The sequence below is a fragment of the Streptomyces sp. NPDC050448 genome, from assembly GCF_040655295.1.
Lineage (GTDB): Bacteria > Actinomycetota > Actinomycetes > Streptomycetales > Streptomycetaceae > Streptomyces.
Window position 1 is genome coordinate 195333 of the sequence record NZ_JBFAJR010000003.1, and the last position, 19014, is coordinate 214346.

Annotated in this window: 15 protein-coding genes and 2 pseudogenes; 8 read left to right on the forward strand and 9 right to left on the reverse strand. The window is 67.6% G+C overall.

What is annotated here, in order from left to right; all coding sequences use genetic code 11:
* Positions 1-789 precede the first annotated feature (789 nt).
* The 8 genes and pseudogenes from AB0I68_RS05860 to AB0I68_RS05895 form a co-directional block, all read right to left on the reverse strand.
* Complete coding sequence (locus AB0I68_RS05860) at positions 790-2937, reverse strand: RHS repeat-associated core domain-containing protein (RefSeq protein WP_363175938.1); 2148 nt, start codon at positions 2935-2937, stop codon at positions 790-792.
* Positions 2938-3059: 122 nt separating this feature from the next.
* Positions 3060-4772, reverse strand: a pseudogene (locus AB0I68_RS05865) (DUF6531 domain-containing protein); the annotation flags it as partial.
* A gap of 269 nt (positions 4773-5041) precedes the next feature.
* Positions 5042-5410 carry a hypothetical protein gene (locus tag AB0I68_RS05870; protein WP_363175939.1) on the reverse strand — a complete coding sequence of 123 codons (369 nt, stop codon included), beginning with the start codon at positions 5408-5410 and terminating at the stop codon, positions 5042-5044.
* A gap of 819 nt (positions 5411-6229) precedes the next feature.
* Positions 6230-6679 (reverse strand): hypothetical protein, encoded by a 450-nt coding sequence (locus AB0I68_RS05875; protein ID WP_363176115.1) that lies wholly within the window; start codon positions 6677-6679, stop codon positions 6230-6232.
* Positions 6680-6835: 156 nt separating this feature from the next.
* Positions 6836-7285: a helix-turn-helix domain-containing protein gene (locus tag AB0I68_RS05880; protein ID WP_363175940.1), complete on the reverse strand. Its 450-nt coding sequence runs from the start codon at positions 7283-7285 to the stop codon at positions 6836-6838.
* 290 nt (positions 7286-7575) lie between these two features.
* Positions 7576-10116 carry an Hsp70 family protein gene (locus AB0I68_RS05885; protein WP_363175941.1) on the reverse strand — a complete coding sequence of 847 codons (2541 nt, stop codon included), beginning with the start codon at positions 10114-10116 and terminating at the stop codon, positions 7576-7578.
* A gap of 6 nt (positions 10117-10122) precedes the next feature.
* A complete protein-coding gene (locus tag AB0I68_RS05890) occupies positions 10123-10527 on the reverse strand; it encodes a hypothetical protein (RefSeq protein WP_363175942.1) in 405 nt (134 codons plus the stop codon).
* A gap of 599 nt (positions 10528-11126) precedes the next feature.
* Positions 11127-12041, reverse strand: a complete 915-nt coding sequence (locus tag AB0I68_RS05895; RefSeq protein ID WP_363175943.1) for a LysR family transcriptional regulator — start codon at positions 12039-12041, stop codon at positions 11127-11129.
* A gap of 70 nt (positions 12042-12111) precedes the next feature.
* Here AB0I68_RS05895 and AB0I68_RS05900 point away from each other — a divergent pair, with 70 nt between their 5' ends.
* The 8 genes and pseudogenes from AB0I68_RS05900 to AB0I68_RS05935 all read left to right on the forward strand — a co-directional run bounded on the left by AB0I68_RS05900 (position 12112) and on the right by AB0I68_RS05935 (position 18050).
* Entirely contained in the window at positions 12112-12765 is a 654-nt protein-coding gene (locus AB0I68_RS05900) for a maleylpyruvate isomerase family mycothiol-dependent enzyme (RefSeq protein WP_363175944.1), read from the forward strand.
* A gap of 5 nt (positions 12766-12770) precedes the next feature.
* Positions 12771-13301 (forward strand): DUF1772 domain-containing protein, encoded by a 531-nt coding sequence (locus AB0I68_RS05905; RefSeq protein ID WP_363175945.1) that lies wholly within the window; start codon positions 12771-12773, stop codon positions 13299-13301.
* Between the two features lie 1029 nt (positions 13302-14330).
* On the forward strand, positions 14331-14534 hold the full coding sequence (locus tag AB0I68_RS05910) for a cold-shock protein (protein WP_363175946.1): 204 nt from the start codon (positions 14331-14333) through the stop codon (positions 14532-14534).
* Positions 14535-14843: 309 nt separating this feature from the next.
* The gene (locus tag AB0I68_RS05915) at positions 14844-16394 is read left to right on the forward strand and encodes a DEAD/DEAH box helicase (protein WP_363175948.1); all 1551 of its coding nucleotides are present in this window, start codon (positions 14844-14846) and stop codon (positions 16392-16394) included.
* Positions 16395-16440: 46 nt separating this feature from the next.
* Positions 16441-16845 (forward strand): CBS domain-containing protein, encoded by a 405-nt coding sequence (locus AB0I68_RS05920; protein WP_363175949.1) that lies wholly within the window; start codon positions 16441-16443, stop codon positions 16843-16845.
* A gap of 52 nt (positions 16846-16897) precedes the next feature.
* On the forward strand, positions 16898-17209 hold the full coding sequence (locus AB0I68_RS05925; protein ID WP_363175950.1) for an SCO5918 family protein: 312 nt from the start codon (positions 16898-16900) through the stop codon (positions 17207-17209).
* Positions 17210-17440: 231 nt separating this feature from the next.
* Positions 17441-17599 (forward strand): annotated as a pseudogene (locus tag AB0I68_RS05930) (MerR family transcriptional regulator); the annotation flags it as partial.
* A 247-nt stretch (positions 17600-17846) separates the two neighbouring features.
* Entirely contained in the window at positions 17847-18050 is a 204-nt protein-coding gene (locus AB0I68_RS05935; protein ID WP_030242128.1) for a cold-shock protein, read from the forward strand.
* Positions 18051-18297: 247 nt separating this feature from the next.
* On the opposite strand, the gene AB0I68_RS05940 is transcribed toward AB0I68_RS05935, so the two are convergent.
* Complete coding sequence (locus AB0I68_RS05940) at positions 18298-18966, reverse strand: HSP18 transcriptional regulator (protein ID WP_363175951.1); 669 nt, start codon at positions 18964-18966, stop codon at positions 18298-18300.
* Between the last annotated feature and the right edge of the window lie 48 nt (positions 18967-19014).

A 19014-nucleotide genomic window follows, 5' to 3' on the forward strand; every position in this document is an offset into this window, starting at 1 on the left:
CCGCGTGCCATTCGCGTGCCATAACTGCCCTCACGGAGCCTCGGATTGGGCCCGGAGTCGCCGCTCACGGCCACCCCGCGCCGGCGCCGCGCACTTCTTATAGCGCGGGTTCGATTCCCGTCATCCGCTCCATTGCAAAGCCCCAGGTCGCAGACCTGGGGCTTGTTTGTTGTCTAGACCTCTCAGAGCCCGCGTGCCATTCGCGTGCCATAACTGCCCTCACGGAGCCTCGGATTGGGCCCGGAGTCGCCGCTCACGGCCACCCCGCGCCGGCGCCGCGCACTTCCACCTCGTCACCCGCCGTAGGCCGACCACGAGCCGCCCGCCCACCGGATGCAAAAACCGAAGCCGCAACCACCCCCTCCAGCGGCCAGCAGTACCGGCATGGGGAAAAACCCCGCGCCCGTGGCGGATGTCCCAACAGCAGCAGGCCACCGCTCTGCGTCAGGCTCTGCCAGAGCCAGCCGAACAGGTCCTGGCCGAGCCCGGCCGGCCCCCGCCGGCCGCCACCCGACATTTGGCCAGATCTACCGAGCAAAGATAATTTCAGCTAACCCCCGTCGCCACAGGCCATGGGTTTGACACAAGGAACGATCGCTTCCCAGTCCTTCGCGGAGTCTCCCGTGAGAAGAAATTCACTCAGGTACATGTCCGTCTCATCGTGCACATCCTCTTCCTTGAGCCACAGGGATTCACACTCCGGACACATGAAGAAGATCTGGCCAGAATCCTTGCGCTTGTAACATCGCACCCAATCCTGACCGCAATGGACACACGCCACCTTCTCCATCAATTCCAACTCCTCGGGAAAGCAGTGATCACTTCGTTGCCGTGTTCGACTGTGATCGAAATATATTTCTCGCCAGGATTGAACCCGACTTGGTGTTCCATCGGGATGATATAGGTGGTGCGCGCACCCTGCTGGTTCACCGAGACGGCCAAGGCGCGCCTGCTCCACGCCTCGTCGACCGTCTCAAGCACGCCCTTGCTGCCCGTGTCGAACACCCCATGGTTAGGCTTCGCCGGGTTCTCTTGGGTGTGCTGCATTACGTGGGTGATTCGGTGCCCCTCGGCGGAGCCGGGCCCATAGTCAAGGCCCTCTGGTGAGCGATACCAGCCACCGCCCATGTCTTGCAGATCGCAGCCTGCCAGACCCAGGGGATCTGACCACGTACCGGGATGCCGGACGTAGGCATTCGGATTGGGGGCAGGCTCCAGACCCAACGGATCCGCGCTGATATATCGGGCGGCCTCCGGGTCGTAGTAGCGGAAGTGGTTGTAGTTCAGGCCCGTTTCGGTGTCCGCGTACTGGCCCGGGAAGCGGAGCGGGCAGTCCACTGATGCGCTGTCCGTGGGCACGGGGAAGTCGGTGCCCCACAGGGTGGTGCGGCGCTGCCAGAGAAGTTCCCCCTCAGCGGTGACCAATTCGGTCGGCGTGCCGATCGCGTCCGTGATGACGGCGCACAAGCGGGTGCTGTAGTCGATGCATGTGTCCTGGGCCAGTTTGGCCAACAGGGATACACCCGCCTCACGGATCAACGGCTTGTGATCGGTCTGGGTGAGTGGGCGATGGGTGCCAGGAGCGTAGTCCCAGGTGGTGGCGCGGCCTTGGGACGTCTGCCGTTCGGCCAGACGGGTGTCGTCCCAGGTGAAGTCCGTGCGATCGACGTTCGATCCGTCGTCCGCCACGCGTTGCTTGGATATCCGGCGGCCCAGCGGGTCGTAGGCGTACTGCCAGCGCTCGCCGGCCGGTGTCACCGCCTCGGTCAGGCGGTCTTCCGCGTTCCAGATGTATGTCCACGTCAACCGCTGACCGTTGAGGAGCTTGCGGGACTTGCGGATCAGGCGGCCCTGGGCGTCGTGTTCGTAGGCCGTACGACCGGCATTGCTGATCAGAGTGCCACTGAACTCGCGCGCGCCAGCGGACTCGTGGGCGGGTGCCGCGGCATGGGTGAGGTTGCCTGACGCGTCGTAGGCGTACGTCTCCGTCCACCCATGGGCGCGCACGCCCGTGACGCGACCCATTGCGTCAAGGTCGAATCGACGTGTGCCTGATGTCAGTTCACGGATCTCGGTGAGGTACCCATCCTCGCGATAGGCGTAGCTGCGGTGCTGGACGAGGCGGTCGGCCTCGTCCGCACGGCCCCGAACGCTCTGCTCGACGAGACGGTCGGCGACGTCCCAATTCTGGGTGAGCGTGACACCGTCGTCGAGACGGCGCTCGGTCTCGCGCCCGGAAGCGTCATAGGTGAAGCTCAGCGAGCCCGCCTCGGTGGTGAGTCCGACGGGGCGGCCGGTCCGGTCGTAGCTCCAATCGGAACTCAGACCGGACGGCGTGGTGCGCCGCAGGACACGGCCGAGCACGTCGTAGGCGTAGGAGGTCGTGCGCCCGTTGACCGTTTCCTTGAGAGTTCGGCCGAGGGCGTCCCGTTCGATGGAGACCTCCGCGTCCGCGTTGGCCGTGTGGATCAGATGACCCGATGTGCCGTACGCATACGTGGTGGCGTCACCTGAGTCGGTGCGCTGTTCGATGACGCGACCCAGCTCATCCCTGGTGAAGCGCAACGTTTCGCCCGCGCCGTTCGTGCGGGATACCAGGGCGCCCGACGCGTCGTGCGTGTACGTCAGCGTCCGGCCGTTGAAGTCGGTCTCGGCGGCCAGCCAGCCTGCCTCGTCGTACGTGTACGACCATTTCAGACCATGCGGGTTGGAAACTTCGGTCAGTCGGAGTTCGGTGTCGTAGCCGAAGGTGTACTCCGCGCCGTCCGGATCCGTGCGGCTGGCCGGGACGTCGAAATGGGTGGCGGTGTTGCGGGTGACATTGCCCGCCCGGTCGGTGTGGGTGAGCAGATTTCCCTCGCCGTCCCAGGTCCAGGACTCCCGACTGCCGTCCGCGTACTCGCGCCACGTCGGCTTGCCTTCGGTCGTCCAGGCCATGCGGCTGGTCCGGCCCAAGGGGTCGACCACTTCGACGACGCGGCCGAACCGGCCGCGTCGGACGTGACCCTGCGGGTATGGCCCAGGGCGTCGGTGACAGTGGCCAGATGGCCCGACTCGTCGTATGTGTAGCGCGTTTCGGTATCGAGAGGATCGGTCGTGGTGAGCAAGTTGCCGAGCTCGTCGTAGGTGTGCCGCCAGACGGCGCCGCCGGGCTCGACCACCTCGACCGGCCGGCCGAGCTCGTTGTAAGCGGCCCGGGCGACGGACTGGTCCGGCAGGGTGAGCTCAGTGGGATTGCCATCCTCGTCATAGGCGTAGCGCGTCGTGCGGCCCAGCGGATCGGTGACCGAGACGGGTTTGTCGCCCCTCGCTGTCCACTGCGTGCGGGTGGTGTGCCCGAGCGGATCGGTCTCCTCGACGACCATGCCCGCGGAGTTGTACCGGTGGGTGGAGCGGCGGCCGAGGGAGTCGGTGTAGGTGGTGGTGTGCGCCTGGTCGTCGTAGGCGAGGGTGCCGGAGAGGAAGCCGTCGCTGCCCTCGGTGCGCTCGACTCGGCCGCGGGCGTCGTAGAAGTAGGCGAAGGAGGTGCCGTTGCGGTCGGTCCAGGAAGTGACCCGCGCTTCAGCGTCGTAAGTGAAACGCAGTGGTGCGTCGCTGGAGTTGACGACCTCGGTGAGGTTGCCCGCCTCGTCGTAGCCGTACCGCATGACGACCGTACCGGCGCCCTCGCCCGGCGAGGACTCGTACCGCGACGGAGCCTGGTCCAGCAGGCGCAGGGCGGTGATGCGCGGCCCCTGGGTGTCGACGGCGAGGTAGTAGCCGCCGGAGTGGCGGAGCGCCGTGGGGATGCCATCGGGCGTGCGCTCGATGTCGATGCGAGCGCCGTTGCGGTCGTGCCAGCTGTCCAGCGGGAGGTGGAAGACACCAAAGGTGCCGGAAGGGAGGGGGGTACCGAAGGTGCGGACGACTCCGGAGTCCGGGTCGGTGATGGTCATGACGCCGTCGGGCTTGCCGTCCCATTCGAGCGGCCAGCGGGCGCCCTTGACAGGCAGGACGGGCTCGCCGGGCTGCGGCACGGGGTAGACCAGGCGCATGCCGTCCGAGGCGGCGAACACCACTCCTTCCCCGTCGATCTGAAGGCACTCGTCCAGGGTGGAGACCCAGGTGGGGCCGAAGCACACTCCACCGCGGTACGAGGACAGGTGGGTGCGCTCGAAGACCAGGGGGAGGCCGGCGGGGAGTGTGAGGTCGGTCTGTGTCATCAGCATGGCGCCGGTCGCCACGTCGATGGGTTCCCCCACGCACGGGGTGCTCTTGCACGTCCGGGCGGCCGGCCCGATCTCCACCAGGTCGGGGCGGAGCGAGGGCGGCCGCAGCATGAGCGGGACGTCGGTCTTGGCGAACAAGCTGCCCTCGATACCGGCCTTCGTCACGCCGCCGGCGGCTCCGAACACCCCGCCGTAGATCATCCCGTCCCTGGCCGCAGCGTTGATCTCGTCCAGGCTGAAGCCCTTCTGCATGCCCGTGGCGATCTTCAGGGGCTGGGCGACCGCGAGGTCGATGGTCACCGACTCCATGCTCCCGAAGGCCGCCGCGACCAGCGTGCCGGCGGCGATTTCGGCGACGGTGGTGGTGACGGCGACGCCCATCGTGACGCCGAATTCGATGAGGGCCTCGGTGGCCAGGGCAGCGGCGCCGGCAGCGATGCCCGCCGTGAAGAAGGCCAGCGCGATGCCGCCCACGATGACCGCGGCGTCGATGCCGATCTGCGTCCAGAGTTTGTTGATGGCGTCGTCGATGGCCCCGGCGAACTTGTCGAGTGCCTCGGCCATCTGGCGGGACGCCTTGGCGAGGTCGCTGAGCCAGCCCGCGTCGTTGCCCTTGGCGTACCGTCCCCAGAAGGTCCCGAACGCCTCTATCGCCTCACCCGTGTTGTTGGTGATCAGCGAGGAGGCCGCGTTGTTGACAGGCGTACGTACGTCGTCGACGGCGTCGGCGAAGGTCCGCCAGGCATCGGCGGCGTGCCGCAGGGTGCCGGAATTGGCATCCGGCCACCACAGGCCCAGCGTGAGCAGGAGGTCCTTGGCCTCGTCCTCAATGCTCACTTGGCTTCCCCGTCGTAGCCTTCGCCGACCTTCGGCTGCATCTTCGTGAACATCCCGGCGATCAACTCGTCGTTGTCGATGTGCCCGTCCGCCATGTCGGTCATCGCCTCGTGAATGCTGACCAGACCGAGGACGAGGGTGCCGGCCGCCTTCTCGATGGCCTTCTGCTGGGGGCTGTAGGCGTCGCCGAATGCCTTGCCCTGCTCGTCATCACCCCACGGCTTACCGAGCCCGTCGAGGGTGGTGACGAGCGTCGTGAGCGCCTTGCTCAGGTTCTTGCCCTGCGTATGGAAGATCGGAGCCGTCGACTTGATGTCGGCCGTCTTGATGTCCAGAATCTTGCCGCTGTCATTGCCGTCGCCCATGCGAAGCCTCCCCCATTACCGACTGCGAATCACAACCGTAGTTTAGGGAGCCAATAGGGGGTGCTCTGCGTAAGCTCGTACGGCCGGGATAGCCGTCACTGAGGTATGCCGGGCATCCGGTGCCGAGTTGGGCGACCGCGGCAGTGAACCGTCGGGCCAGGCGCTCTCGGAGTAGCCGGGCGGCCTTCTCCGCCGGTGAACACGACCTCGGCCAGCTCGTCGTCATGGGGGCGCAGCATCGCGATGGTCTGTTCATCCAGCGTGCCGCCCTCGAAGATGAACGAGAGCTGGTCGTCCCAAGGGCCCATACGGTGGCACCCAGTCGACGACGAGCAGGGCGGCCGATTTCAGGTCGAGGCCCAGTTCCTCGCGCAGCACATCGGCGGCGACGCGCTTGCGGGCACCTGGCCCTCAGCAGCACCACACTCCCCGATTGCGGGCGCGACGTGGGCCCCGCCGCGAAGTGTCGAAACCTTGACACATCCGCCTACCGAGCGGGGGAAGCGCCTCATCCCGCCAAGCCAGCAGACACGTGCCCCATCCGTGCCCTTCGGAGCGGTGAACAGCGGTCCATACGGGTATCGGCAGACCCTCGCAACAGCTCGCTCGACGGGCTGTTTTCGCAGGTCAGGCGCCTTACAGATACCCGGCGCGCCATAGCTTCCCAAGCTTGTAGCGCGGGTTCGATTCCCGTCATCCGCTCTTGAACGAAGCCCCAGGTCAGTGACCTGGGGCTTCGTCGTCTAGGCCGATTCGGAAGCCGCGCACCACCCGTGCACCACCTCGCGCCCGACACTGAACGGCATCTCGCCCCGCGCGCTACCCGAGATGTCCGGCCAAGAGGTCGGCGAAGCGTGGCACACCGGCCTTCGCAAGTCGGGTGATGGCATCAGCAATCGTGACCGGCGGATTCCGCTTCTCTGCCGCCAGCCTGACCACGGCCTGCACGACCTCACTCGGCAATTCTCCGTACAGTCCGCACAGATACTCGTCCGGGTCGATCACCTGCACTCCGCGCTTCGCCAAGTCGTCGGCAGGGAAGTCACCAAGGTTCCACGTGATGAGCGCGCCGGCCCCGGCGGCCACCGCTGCCGCAGCGTGGTGCCGGTCGTCGGGGTCATCACCCGGCATCTCGTCCACAAGGTGGGCGTAAGCGGCTGCCGGGATCTCACAGTCGGAGAAGAACCGCCGGATGGCGCGAGTAACAGCGGCAGCCGAGTCCGCAGAACGTCTGCCCTCGCGGACGATGACCCGTTCCCACTCCGCCAGGAGTCATTCGGACCACACGATCTCGTGGATGGAGTCCTCCGTGAGGGCCAGCATCACGTCCATCACTGAGAACGGAAACAGGACGTTGGTGTCCACGAAGACCCGCGCCGCCACGTTCGCCCTTCCTCCCCTTCGACACATACCGCGCCATCGCGATCAGTACGGCAACCCGGCATCGTCAAGCACATCAGCGATCTGGCGGCGCCCCTCGCGACGGCGCTCGCGCCGCTGCTGGAACGCCAGGACGTCCGCGAGACGCACCACGCGGTGACTACTTCCGGGCAGATTCGTCGAGGGGATGTCACCGGCATCAAGCAGGCGCGCAACGAACGGCCGAGACAAGCCCAGAAGCTCAGCAGCCTCAGTGGGCGACAGCTGCACCTCGGACGCCAGCACTGTGACGGCATGCCCCCGGGCCAGCTCGCCAGCTGAGGCGAGAAGAACCCGGACCAGCTCCGCTGGCAGCACCATTTCGACACCATCAGGGGTGCGGACCAATACCTCGACCTGCTCCGGCGCCATCCGGGCGGTCGCGGCGAGCGCACCTTGATGCGAGGGGTTCGGCTCGACCTTTTCAGCACGGGCCAGAACGCTCGTTCGAGCCATGTCGGCCTCCCATCCACTACCCCAGTGAAGCAACCATCTGCAATAACTGTAACCGTGGCGGCCCGAGGCAGGCAACCGTGCACAAGACGCGCCCCCGAAACAGGCGGCGAGGTCGCTTTGGCCCGCGCTGGACATCGCCCGCATCGGCCAACGCGATCACGCTCCGGGCCAGCGCCTCGCCTGACTCGCACGGGAAGTCGTGCCACAGCGCGCCAATAGGGGCGGTAAACAGCGGTCAGCAAAGGAGCCAACGAGGCGGCCAGATCAGGGCCGGAAGGTGGCGCAGGACACTAATAGCGCTCAGGCAGCGAAGGGGCAAGTCTGCGCAGGTCGCTCCAGCGGGGTGACCTGACAAGAGCGGCGGCCCTCTTCATGGTCGCGTGGCTGGCCACATCCGTCGTCACCTCGCCAGTGCCTCGGTCCATGGCGGTAACGTGCAGCACACCATTGGTATCCAGATCGGCACGGACCTCAATCCGAGGAATACCGCCAGGGGTGAGCCCGAGCGGCAATGTGAGGACCGCCAGTGTCCTGTTCCGCGTCGGATCGTCCTCCTCTCCCTCGACGAAGTGAAGGACCGCTGTCGGCTGATCGTCCATGTGCGTCGAGAGGATTTCGCTACGTTCCACCGGAAGCGTGGTGTTCCGCTCGATCAGCCTCACGACGGTCTCCCCCTGAACCTCGACTCCGATCGACGAGGAACAGGCGTCCAGGAGGAACACGTCCTTCTGGGCCCCGGACAGCACGCCGGCCTGGAGCGCGGCTCCGGTGACAACCCCCTCCGGGATCAGGCCACGGTAGGGTTCCCGGTTACCCGTGAGTCGGCGGACCAGTTCTCCCACCGCCGGCATCCGGGTGGCACCGCCCGTCAGGATGACCCGGTCGATGTCGGAGAGCGTGATCCCGGCGTCGCTGACGGCCTGATCGACAGGTCGCCGGCAGCGCTCCAGTAGATCCTGGGTGAACGCCTCGAACTCCTCACGGGTCAGCTGCTCGTCGAGGTGCAGCGGTCCGTGGGGACGAGCGGCGAGGTAGGGCAGTCGAAGGGATGCAGTGCGTGTCGCCGAAAGTTCGGTCTTCGCCGTCTCCGCTGCTTCCTGCAGCCGTTGCATCGCCGCGGCGTCTACGGATATGTCGACTCCGTACCGCTCCCGTATGCAGCTCGCGATGTGGTTGACGATCCGCAGGTCCCAGTCGTCACCGCCGAGGTGGTTGTCGCCCGCGGTCGCCTTCACATCCACGACGTTGTCGGAGACCTCTATGAGCGAGACGTCGAGTGTGCCCCCGCCGAGATCGAAGATCAGTACAGTGCTCTCGTCCCGGTTCAGGCCATACGTCATTGCCGCAGCCGTGGGTTCGTTGACCATCCGAATGACATGGAGTCCCGCCTCTTCGCCGGCCCTGACCAACGCCGCCCGCTGGTCCAGCCCGAAGTTTGCAGGAACCGTCAGCACCGCTGCACCGAGCGGCCCTCCGAGGTAGGCCTCGGCATCCTCCCGCAGACGGGCGAGGACCAGCCGCGCGGCATCCTCTGCCGTCAGCCGCACCCCGTAGCGCGTGAGACTCCAGTCAGTGCCCAGCTTCAGCTTCACCGACCGGACGGTGAAATCGGGGTTGGTGATCGCCTGCCGCTTCGCGGCCGTGCCCACCAGGATCGTCCCTTCGGCTGTGACGGCCACCAGGCTCGGCGTGGTGAGCGCTCCCTCCGCGTTGGGGATCAAGCGGACGTCCTCGCCCTCGAAGACACCGATCGCCGAGTTCGTCGTACCGAAGTCGATGCCCACGAACGGGCGAGCGGGCGCGTCCGGCCGAGACTGCCTCGGGCGGGACGGGCCCTGTTGTGCGGGGATCTCGCCAAGCCCCCGGCCATGCCACAGTTTCAGTGCGCGCCGAGCGACATCACGGTCCCTGTCAGCGACAAGTCCGAGAAGCCCCGCTCGCGCTGCGTCCCTGGTCGGCCCATGCACGCTGCCGAGTAACTGTTCGACCAGATGCAGGGAGCCGACGCGCTTCCAGGCCTGAGCCTCGCGCATGGCGGACCGCATCTCGGCCAGCCGGTCGAGATCGCCGCGACGGGGGCTACGAGCCACGTAGATCGTGCCCTGTGCGCTATCGACGCTGAGCGTCGGCGTCTGGTCAGCGATTCGGTGGCGTACCTGCTCGTGTACGTAGGTGTAGAGCTCATCGACGGACACGAGCCCGTCGCCGTCCAGATCCGCGGACCCGTCACGCAGCCCGTTCACCACGGCCGAGGTGAAGACGGAGGGCTCGACGGGCGTGCGGCGGCTGTAGCGGACGTCCCGCTCACCCTCATACGCATACTGCAGGGCCGTGGAGGCCGTGAGTACGACGCGGCCATTGCCCGCGAAGGGCTCGGCGACATCGACGGTGGGCACACCACTGTCGCGGCGTCGCCCGTTCAAGGCGAAGGCTCCGCTGTAGCAGCAGTCGAGGAAGACGACGATGCTCCGGCAGCGGCTCTCACTCATCCAGTCGCCGACCACATCTGCGGAGACGGCCGTGGCGCCGAGAGAGTCATGCTCGGTATCACCCATGACGAAGTGCAGCCGGTTACGCAAGTCCTTCCAGCCATGCAGCGACAGGTGGAGAAGGAGGAGGTCATCGGGTTTGGCCCCGGCGAAGAAGGACTCCAGCGCGCGCATCGCGGTGCGCTGTCGGACGTCAACGAGCGCGTCGACGTCGAATCCGCCGATCTGTGGATCGCCGAGCACCTGCGTAAGCGCCGCCGCATCGGCGATGGCTGCCGGGAGCGTGGCGAAATGGCCATCGTCGTAGTGACTGTTCGCGATGATCAGGGCGCGCTTCGCCACAATGATTCACCCCTCGTGGCGTCGGAGAAACTCCTCCAAGGCGTGCAGCCGCATCTCGTCAGAGGACGTGGACAGCTCGATCTCGTCGCCACCGATCTGGATGCGGATCGTGCCGGACCGGCGGCGGTTCAGCCAATCCTGTGCGAGTCCGACAAGCACGGGGAGCAACGCGCCGCTGCCGCCCAGGCCGATCAGGAGGGTACCCAGCTCCACGGTGCCAGAACTGCGGGTGCCGGGCGGCGCCTGGAGAGAAGCGGGGACACGGTCGATGCTTACCAGGTCCAGGTGGCTCAGTTCGGCCAGCAGGTACTGGAGCTGCTCCTCGACGTAATCCCCCTCGTCCTGCCCGGTGTCGAGAATCAGCCCGACGAGAATTCCCCCTACTGCCACAACGCCTCCCCGTTCGTGCATGCAGAGGCCAACTTTATATGTCCAAGCAGTAGTTGGCGCGGGAGAACGCATGGACTCAGTCGCCGGACCTTGCGTCCGAGAACCGTGTCGTCTTCCTGCACGATGCGCGAGAGACACCCAAGAGATCCGTCCACCCCCGCCGGGCTTGCTGATGACCCCGCTCCTCCGCTCGCTCCCCGGGTCCACCGCGCGCCGATCCGGGAGGAGACCTCGACAAAGACTGCGTGAGCGGCGGCACGACAAGCGACACCCGACTGGCACCCGCCGATCCACATCACGCGCCACGCAACGCCCCTCCAGGCCGATATCCCGTGGCGCCTCTCGGGAGCCGTGCCACAACGTGCCAGTAGGGGCGGTAAACAGCGGTCGACAAGGGGTCCGACGAAGCAGGCGGGACGAGGTCATCGCCGCACATTCGCGCAGGTCAGGGGCCATACACAAGGTCAAGTGCCGGGTGATTCCCAAGCTTATAGCGCGGGTTCGATTCCCCTCATCCGCTCCACAGTAGAGCCCCAGGTCACAGACCTGGGGCTTGCTTATTGCCTAGACCTGTTCAGGCGCGCGTGCCATTCGCGCGCCACAACCGCCTTTGCCGCCAGTCAGGTTGGGCTGAGGGCGGTACGCATCAGGTCCAGGAAGGTGGTGGCTGCGGGACTGGAAGGGCCGTCCGTCCGCCAGGCCAGAGCGACCCGGCCGCGTAGCTGCGGTTCGGCGATCTCCAGCGTCCGCAGCCCGAAAGCCGCCGCCGCGCCGGCAGGGAGGGCCGGAACCACCGCCACGCCGAGACCGCGGGCAGCGAGCTGAGCGAGGAACAGCGGAGCGGCTGCCTCGAAGGCGATGTGGGGCCGGAACCCGGCCTGCGCGCACGCGCGGTCGAGCACCCCGCGCAGCCCTGTGCCACGCGGCAGGCTGATCAGCGGGCGATCACGCAGCTCGGCCAGCGGAAGGCTCGTGCGGTCCGGAGGTGCGAGGGCGGGGTCGTCCGGGGAGACGGCTGCGACCAGCGGTTCGTCGACCAGGACCTGGACGGAGATGCCCGGTGGGGGTTCCTCGTCCGCGAGTCCGATCACGGCGATGTCGAGTTCCCCGCGATTCATCGCGGTGAGCATCCGCTCCGAGGTGTCCTCGGTCAGGGCGATCTCGACCTGGGGGTGGTCCTTGTGGAAACCGGCCAGTACTGCGGCAAGGTCGAACTCGTGGGCTGCCGCGGCTGCGCCTGAGACAAGGCCGAGGGTGACGTGACCGCGCAGCAATCCGGTGAACTCGTCCGCGGTCTGCCGTACCGCTTCGACGGCGGTGAGCGCGGCCCGCGCGTACGGCAGTACGGCCTCACCCACCTCCGTCAGGGTCACCGATCGGCCGGAGCGGTCGAGCAGCGGGTGGCCGAGTTCCTTTTCCAGCTGCCGGACTTGGGCACTCACCCCCGGCTGCGCCAGGTGCAGACGGGCGGCTGCGCGGGTGAAGTTGCCTTCCTCCGCGACCGTGACGAAGTACCGCAGCTGGCGAATATCCATAACTGATCATTCTAGTTGCGAGACATGCAAACTCTTGGACTTATGGCCAGGCTGCCGAGAGCCTTGGGTCATGGGGAACACGACGCACCGGAGACCAGCGGCGGACATCAGGTCCGCGATCGCAGCAGAACGCCGGGAGCTGGCAGCCGTGCTCGCCGAGTTGTCGGCCGAGGAGTGGGACGCGCCGACCCTGTGCGGGGGGTGGCGAGTACGGGAAGTCACGGCCCACATGACAATGGGGTTTCGGTACCCGCTCCCCAAGATGGCGTGGGAGCTCATCAGAGCGCGAGGCAGCCTCCATCGGATGACCGATCGATGTGCCCGTAAGGACGCGGCTTCCCATTCGGCTCGTGACCTCGCCGCGTTGCTCAACGACAACGCGGATCATCCCTGGAAGCCGCCGGTCGGCGGGATCGAGGCGGCCCTCGGCCACGACGTGGTCCACGGCCTGGACATCACGGTCGCGCTGGGCCTCAGCCGCCGGGTACCCGAGGAGCGCGTGCGCATCCTCTTGGAGAGCATCAACGCCAGGACCGTCAAATTCTTCGGTGCCGACCTGGCCGGCATCGAACTCCGCGCCAACGACCTCGACTGGTCCTTCGGTACCGGAGCGCCCCTGTCCGGCTCTGCGCAGGACCTCCTCCTGCTCGCCTACGGCCGACGGCTCCCCCCAGGACACCTCCACGGCGAACCGCGCGACCGCTTCGTCGCCCCGCAAGGGTGACGAACATGCGCATCCGGCTCCTCGAAGGGCTCGCCCTGCTCGCCACGGGTCTGCTCGCCGGCGCATTCGGCTACGGCGCGGTCAACCTCGTCCCCACTTTCCACGCGGTACCACTCGACATGCGCCTGTCCTTCCACGCCGAGCTGATGAAGATGAACGGCATCACCATGCAGGCCGCGATGGCCGTGTCGACGCTGAGCTCCCTCACTCTCGCAGCCCTGACACGCGGCCGCGCCCGGCTGATCTCGGGTACGGCAGGTCTGCTTGCTCTCGCTTCCTTCCTGATAACCCGGCTCGGCAACGTGCCGATCAACGGAAGAATCAAGGAATGGGCGCTCACCTCGCCACCGGTCGATCACGCGGAGATCCTGCAGCGCTGGGAATTCTTCAACGACCTGCGCACGCTCACCGCCCTCACCGCGTTCGCTCTGCTTATCCGCCTCGCCCTGAGGCCGATTGCGGTAGCCGTTCCGGGCGTCAGCGACCCTGTGAGCGGCGGCAGCTCGCAGTCCGTCCGTGCCCTCTCGCCCCCGTGAGGCACCGCCATGAGGGGCGTGCCCCAACCGTGCCCTCAGGGGCGGCCAACAGGGGGTCAGAACCGGAGCACAGAAAGGCCGCAGGAGTCTCCTCCGCGGATCGCTTACAGCAGGTCAGGAGGTATACGGACACGTTCCGCACCATAGAGTCCCGAGCTTATGGCGCGGGTTCGATTCCCCTCCTCCGCTCTTGCAAGAAGGCCCAGGTCAGCGACCTGGGCCTTCGCCGTCACAGTGGGTGCGGTGGCGGCACGACCAGGACGGCTGCAAGGAGGCGGGGCCGCATCCGGGGCAGCGCCTGGGTCTCGAACCATCCGCCGGATGGGAGCGTGTGACGGCGAGCCGTACCCGGGGTGGGGTCGCCCAGTTCGGAAGGGTCGATGCCCAGGTTGGCGAGTTCCCCCAAATCGGCCTTGCGATTGACGCTGTGAAGCACTCCGGAAGGCTGATCGAGCCGGAGGAAGCCCCGGCCTCGGAGTGCGGCAGGAGCCACACCGAGCCGGAGGCCGTGCCACAGCGTGCCGGCAAGGGCGGTCAACAGCGGACACCACCGGGTTCGCCCGCGCCCACCACCGGAGGCCTTCAAAGGACGTTCCCGCAGGCCAGGAGCACCTTTGCCACTCAGTCCCTGCCCACGCGCCTGCCACTCTGGGGGCTCCTGGAAACGCCCGCAGGCTCACGTTCCGACTGACGGCGCACGTCGCAGCTGGTGGACGCCTTATTCCCAAAACGCTGCACTCGGGGGAATCAATATCTGTCCCCGCGGTCAGAGAATTTAACGGGCCCCGCAGGGAGAGTTTTTGCCGCAGCGCACACGGTGGAGATATTTACGCACACAAACCGCTGCAGCGTGCTACTGTCGATCTCGGTTGCAGTTTTGGTACCCAAAAACTTCAAGCGCTCCAGTCGGCCTCCGTGCCACCTTCAAGCGCTTCATATTTCCGGGTCATTTTCCGGCGGGGCATCATCGCGGCGACACGGCGTCCGTACAGTGCGGATGCTGGCGCACTGCCCCAAAGGAGATTTGACATGGCATCTGGCACCGTGAAGTGGTTCAACGCGGCCAAGGGTTTCGGCTTCATCGAGCAGGACGGTGGCGGCCCGGACGTGTTCGCCCACTTCTCGAACATCGCCGCCCAGGGCTTCCGTGAGCTGCTGGAAGGCCAGAAGGTCACCTTCGACATCGCGCAGGGCCAGAAGGGCCCGACGGCCGAGAACATCGTTCCCGCCTGACGCTGACGCGCATTTCGCAGCTGGGGCCCGCATCCCTCGGGGTGCGGGCCCCAGCTGCACATATTTCCCGCAGTGGTGTCACCTGCGGGACGAAGCATGCAGGGTTGCAGGCCCTCAGAGCTTCGCCCACTCGATTTTTCTGCATTCGCGCCCACATGACGCGATCTCATCTCAGCGCCTGCACCCCTGCAGAATCCCTGTAGGGACAGATTCGCTTTCACATTCCATTCGGCCCGTTCTTGCGATTCCCTGCGCCAAGTATCCGCTGCGGGAATTCCTTGATACGTGCCGTATCAAGGAAGGTTCTGAATGAACCGCACACGTACGAACGACCGTTCCTCTCGCACCCGCAGCCGTAACGGCGGCCCCGCTTTCGGCGCTGCCGGCGGTACGGAGCGGGGCAGCCGCTTCGGTTCGTCCGCCCCGAGCCGCTCGTCCGCCCCGAGCCGTTCGGGCGGTTCGAGCCGCTCGGGCGGTTCGAGCCGCTCGGGCGGCTACGGCCGACGGCCCGCAGCGGTACAGGGCGAGTTCGCCCTGCCGAAGACCATCACTCCCGCGCTGCCCGCAGTCGAGGCCTTCGGCGACCTCGACATGCCGGCCGAACTGCTGGCCGCCCTCGGCGCGCAAGGCGTGACCGTGCCCTTCCCGATCCAGGGCGCCACCCTGCCCAACACCCTCGCAGGTCGTGACGCCCTCGGCCGCGGACGCACCGGCTCCGGCAAGACCCTTGCCTTCGGCCTCGCGCTGCTGGCTCGCACCGCCGGGCAGCGTGCCGAGCCCCGTCAGCCGCTCGCGCTGGTCCTCGTACCGACCCGTGAGCTGGCCCAGCAGGTCACCGACGCCCTCACCCCCTACGCCCGCTCGGTCAAGCTGCGGCTGGCCACGGTCGTCGGCGGCATGCCCATCGGGCGGCAGGCCGGCGCGCTGCGCGGCGGTGCCGAGGTCGTCGTCGCCACGCCGGGACGGCTCAAGGACCTGATCGACCGCGGGGACTGCCGGCTGAACCAGGTGGGCATCACCGTCCTCGACGAAGCCGACCAGATGGCCGACATGGGCTTCATGCCGCAGGTCACCGCGCTCCTGGACCAGGTGCGTCCCGAGGGTCAGCGGATGCTGTTCTCCGCCACCCTGGACCGCAACGTCGACCTGCTGGTTCGTCGCTACCTGACCGACCCGGTCGTGCACTCGGTGGACCCGTCGGCGGGTGCGGTGACCTCGATGGAGCACCACGTCCTGCACGTCCACGGCGCCGACAAGCAGCGGATGACGACGGAGATCGCGGCGCGTGAAGGCCGGGTGATGATGTTCCTGGACACCAAGCACGCTGTGGACCGCCTCACCCAGGACCTCCTCAACAGTGGGGTCCGCGCCGCCGCCCTCCACGGAGGTAAATCCCAGCCCCAGCGGACCCGCACCCTGGCCCAGTTCAAGACCGGGCACGTCAACGTCCTGGTCGCCACGAACGTCGCCGCCCGCGGCATCCACGTCGACAACCTCGACCTCGTCGTGAACGTCGACCCGCCGACCGACCACAAGGACTACCTCCACCGTGGTGGGCGTACTGCCCGCGCGGGCGAGTCCGGCAGCGTCGTCACCCTGGTCACCGCCAACCAGCGCCGCGACATGGCGCGTCTCATGGCCGCCGCCGGCATCGTCCCTCAGACCACCCAGGTCCGTTCCGGCGATGAAGCACTGAACCGCATCACCGGCGCCCAGGCCCCTTCCGGTATCCCCGTAACCATTACGGCGCCGGTGTCCGAGCGGCCCAAGCGGCGCGCAGCCTCGCGCGGTCGACGCAGCCCCGGAGCGGCTGCCCGGCGCGTCAGCGTGCGGCAGTCGGCCTTCGATGCGGCGGCCTGACAGCCCCGTGATCAGGAAACCGACCCATCTCTGCAGGAGGCACGTTGTGACGCTGGTCCAGATGCAGCCCCGCTCGGCAAGTGCCGACCCCGTGGCCCAGACCGTGGACAACGCCATGGAGGCGGCCGGGCCACAGGTCTGTGATGACATGACGGTCGAGGTGGCCCTGTCCGTCATGGTCAGTGCCCGCGCCGGACATCTGCTCGTCTGCGACAACGACGGCCTGTGCACCGGACTGGTCACCCAGGCCCGGCTCGCCGCCGTCCGCGACGGTGACGCGTACACGGACCGGGTCCGGCTGCGTGACGTCCTCGCCGACCGCGGGCCGTTCGCCTCGTCCATGACCATGCTGGCCGAGGCCGAGCACGCGATGCGCTACCGCCGGCTCGACGCCCTGCCCGTCGTCGATGAGCAAGGCGGCGCTCTGGGCGTCCTCGCCCTTGCCCACTGAACGACCTCACCGCGCGGTTCGGACCATTCACCTCTTCCCCTTGTGAGGCATCATGCGCTGCGTCATCGCCCGCTTCCCGTTCGACCTGACCAAAAGCGGCGTCCTGGAATCGATGAAGGGCATCAAGCCCGAGCAGGCCACCGGCGAGTCCGTGATCATCGGGCGCCGTACCTACCCCGTCAAGCAGGTCGGCCAGGTCATCACCCGCCAGGACCGCCGTGACTTCAGCGCCGGTGAGGTCCTCCGGGCCATGACCCAGCTCGGGTTCACCTGCCACGGCCTTCCCAAGGCCGCAGCCCCCACGCGCGACCTCAGCCCGCTCCAGAAGGCAGCCGCACTGCTCGGGCATCCCGTTACCGTCTGACCGACGGGCCCGGCGCGAGCCGACACGGACACAGCGACGAGGGCCCGACCGGCACGTGCCGGTCGGGCCTCCTGCGTACCGACGGCTTTCTCTACGCGGCGCAGGGTCAGTGGTCGGAGTAGCTGAAGTCGCCCACGGTCCAGGCGCTGGCATCCGCGATCGAGACGCGGTACGTCCCACCCGTCTCCGGGATCCCCACTGTGCCCTGCAGGATGCGGGCCCCATGGAACGCGCATCGCCGCCCGCGCACGCGAACTCGTCGACCAGGGCACCCCCATCGAGGCCGCCTGCCGCATCGTGCTGCTCGAAGTCCGGCTCGAGGAAGCGCAGCGCGTCAATGCCGAGTACCGTCGCGCAGCGGCCAAGGCGCATACACGGACTGCGGCCTGAGGCAGGCGGGCCCGCTGCTCTCGGCGGGCACGCCCACCCGCCCGTGTCGGGGTCGTGACACGCCCCTTCCCTCTGGTGACAGCCCGTTGCGGGCGTGTAGCGTCTGCGTCAGCTGTCGTGGTTCGGAAGTTCCCCTTTGCCCACGCCTCGGCGTGGGTGTTTTGCTGTGCTGTGCCGCAGGAACCAGGGCGATCACCTCCGCCTTCCGCACGTTGTGGGAGGCGTTCATCGACTGGGAGGCATGGATATGGCTACGGGAACTGTGAAGTGGTTCAACGCGGAGAAGGGCTTCGGCTTCATCGCCCAGGACGGTGGCGGCCCGGACGTCTTCGCCCACTACTCTGCGATCAACTCCTCGGGCTTCCGCGAGCTCCAGGAAGGCCAGGCCGTGACCTTCGACGTCACCCAGGGCCAGAAGGGCCCCCAGGCCGAGAACATCACCCCGGCCTGACCTTCACCACCCCACCCCACCCGTGGGCACCGAGACCGGCACGTGAGGCTGCCTCTGCCGCTTCACGTGCCGCTCGACCAGAACAGCGGACGCCTGCGATGTCGGCGGGGTCCGAGGCATACCGATCAGGGCCGCGCAGCTGTTGCTGCGCGGCCCTGATCTTGTCCATGCCGGGGCACGACCAGCGCGGCTGCGCGGCGTCGGCACGGTGCGGTGCGGTGCGGTGCGGTGCGGTGCGTATGCGAGGTCAGGTGCTGCGCCGGTCGTGGCTGTCCTGGCGGAGGTGGTCGGTGTGCCGGGTCATGGCGTCCAGGTGATCGACGAGGGCCGAGTCCGCGGGGCGCAGGTGAGGCCGGGTATCGGCCAGGGGCCGGATGAGGCGGGCTGCGTCGTTGTCGGCGAGGGCCCGGTTCAGTTCGCCGACGGCCGCCGCGGCGGCGTCGGGGAGGTCGGTGAGGGCGGTGATCTGGCCGGCGAGGCGGCGCAGGTCTGCGGCGTTGTCGCGGGCCCAGGCGGTGACGGTGCGTTCGGCGGCGCGTGTGTCGCGGGTGGCCTGGACACGCTCTTCTCCGGTGGAGCCGGGGGTGCCGGGGCGCAGCCGCAGGTAGCGGCGTTCGGCGGCCTGGCGGCTGGCGACCCCGAGGGGGCCGGCGAGGTCGGCCCAGCTCGCACCCTGTCCGCGGGCGGTTTCGATCAGCCCGCTCTCCCAGCCGGCGAGCTGCTCGCGGATCTCACGCAGCATCAGCAGGGCCGCCAGGGCCGGGTGCGGGCCCGCGTCGGCAGCGGGTGGCTCCGCGGTGATCGGCGTCCGGGCGGAGGATCGCTGCGCGTCCTTCACGGACTGGTTGATGGCTTCCAGCGCCGCGGCGGCGGCGCGGAAGGGGACCGGTGCGGCCGGCGTGGCGGCTTCGTTCAAGGGACTCTCCGTCGCTCTGTCATCCTCCAGATGACGCCTTGCTTGTCA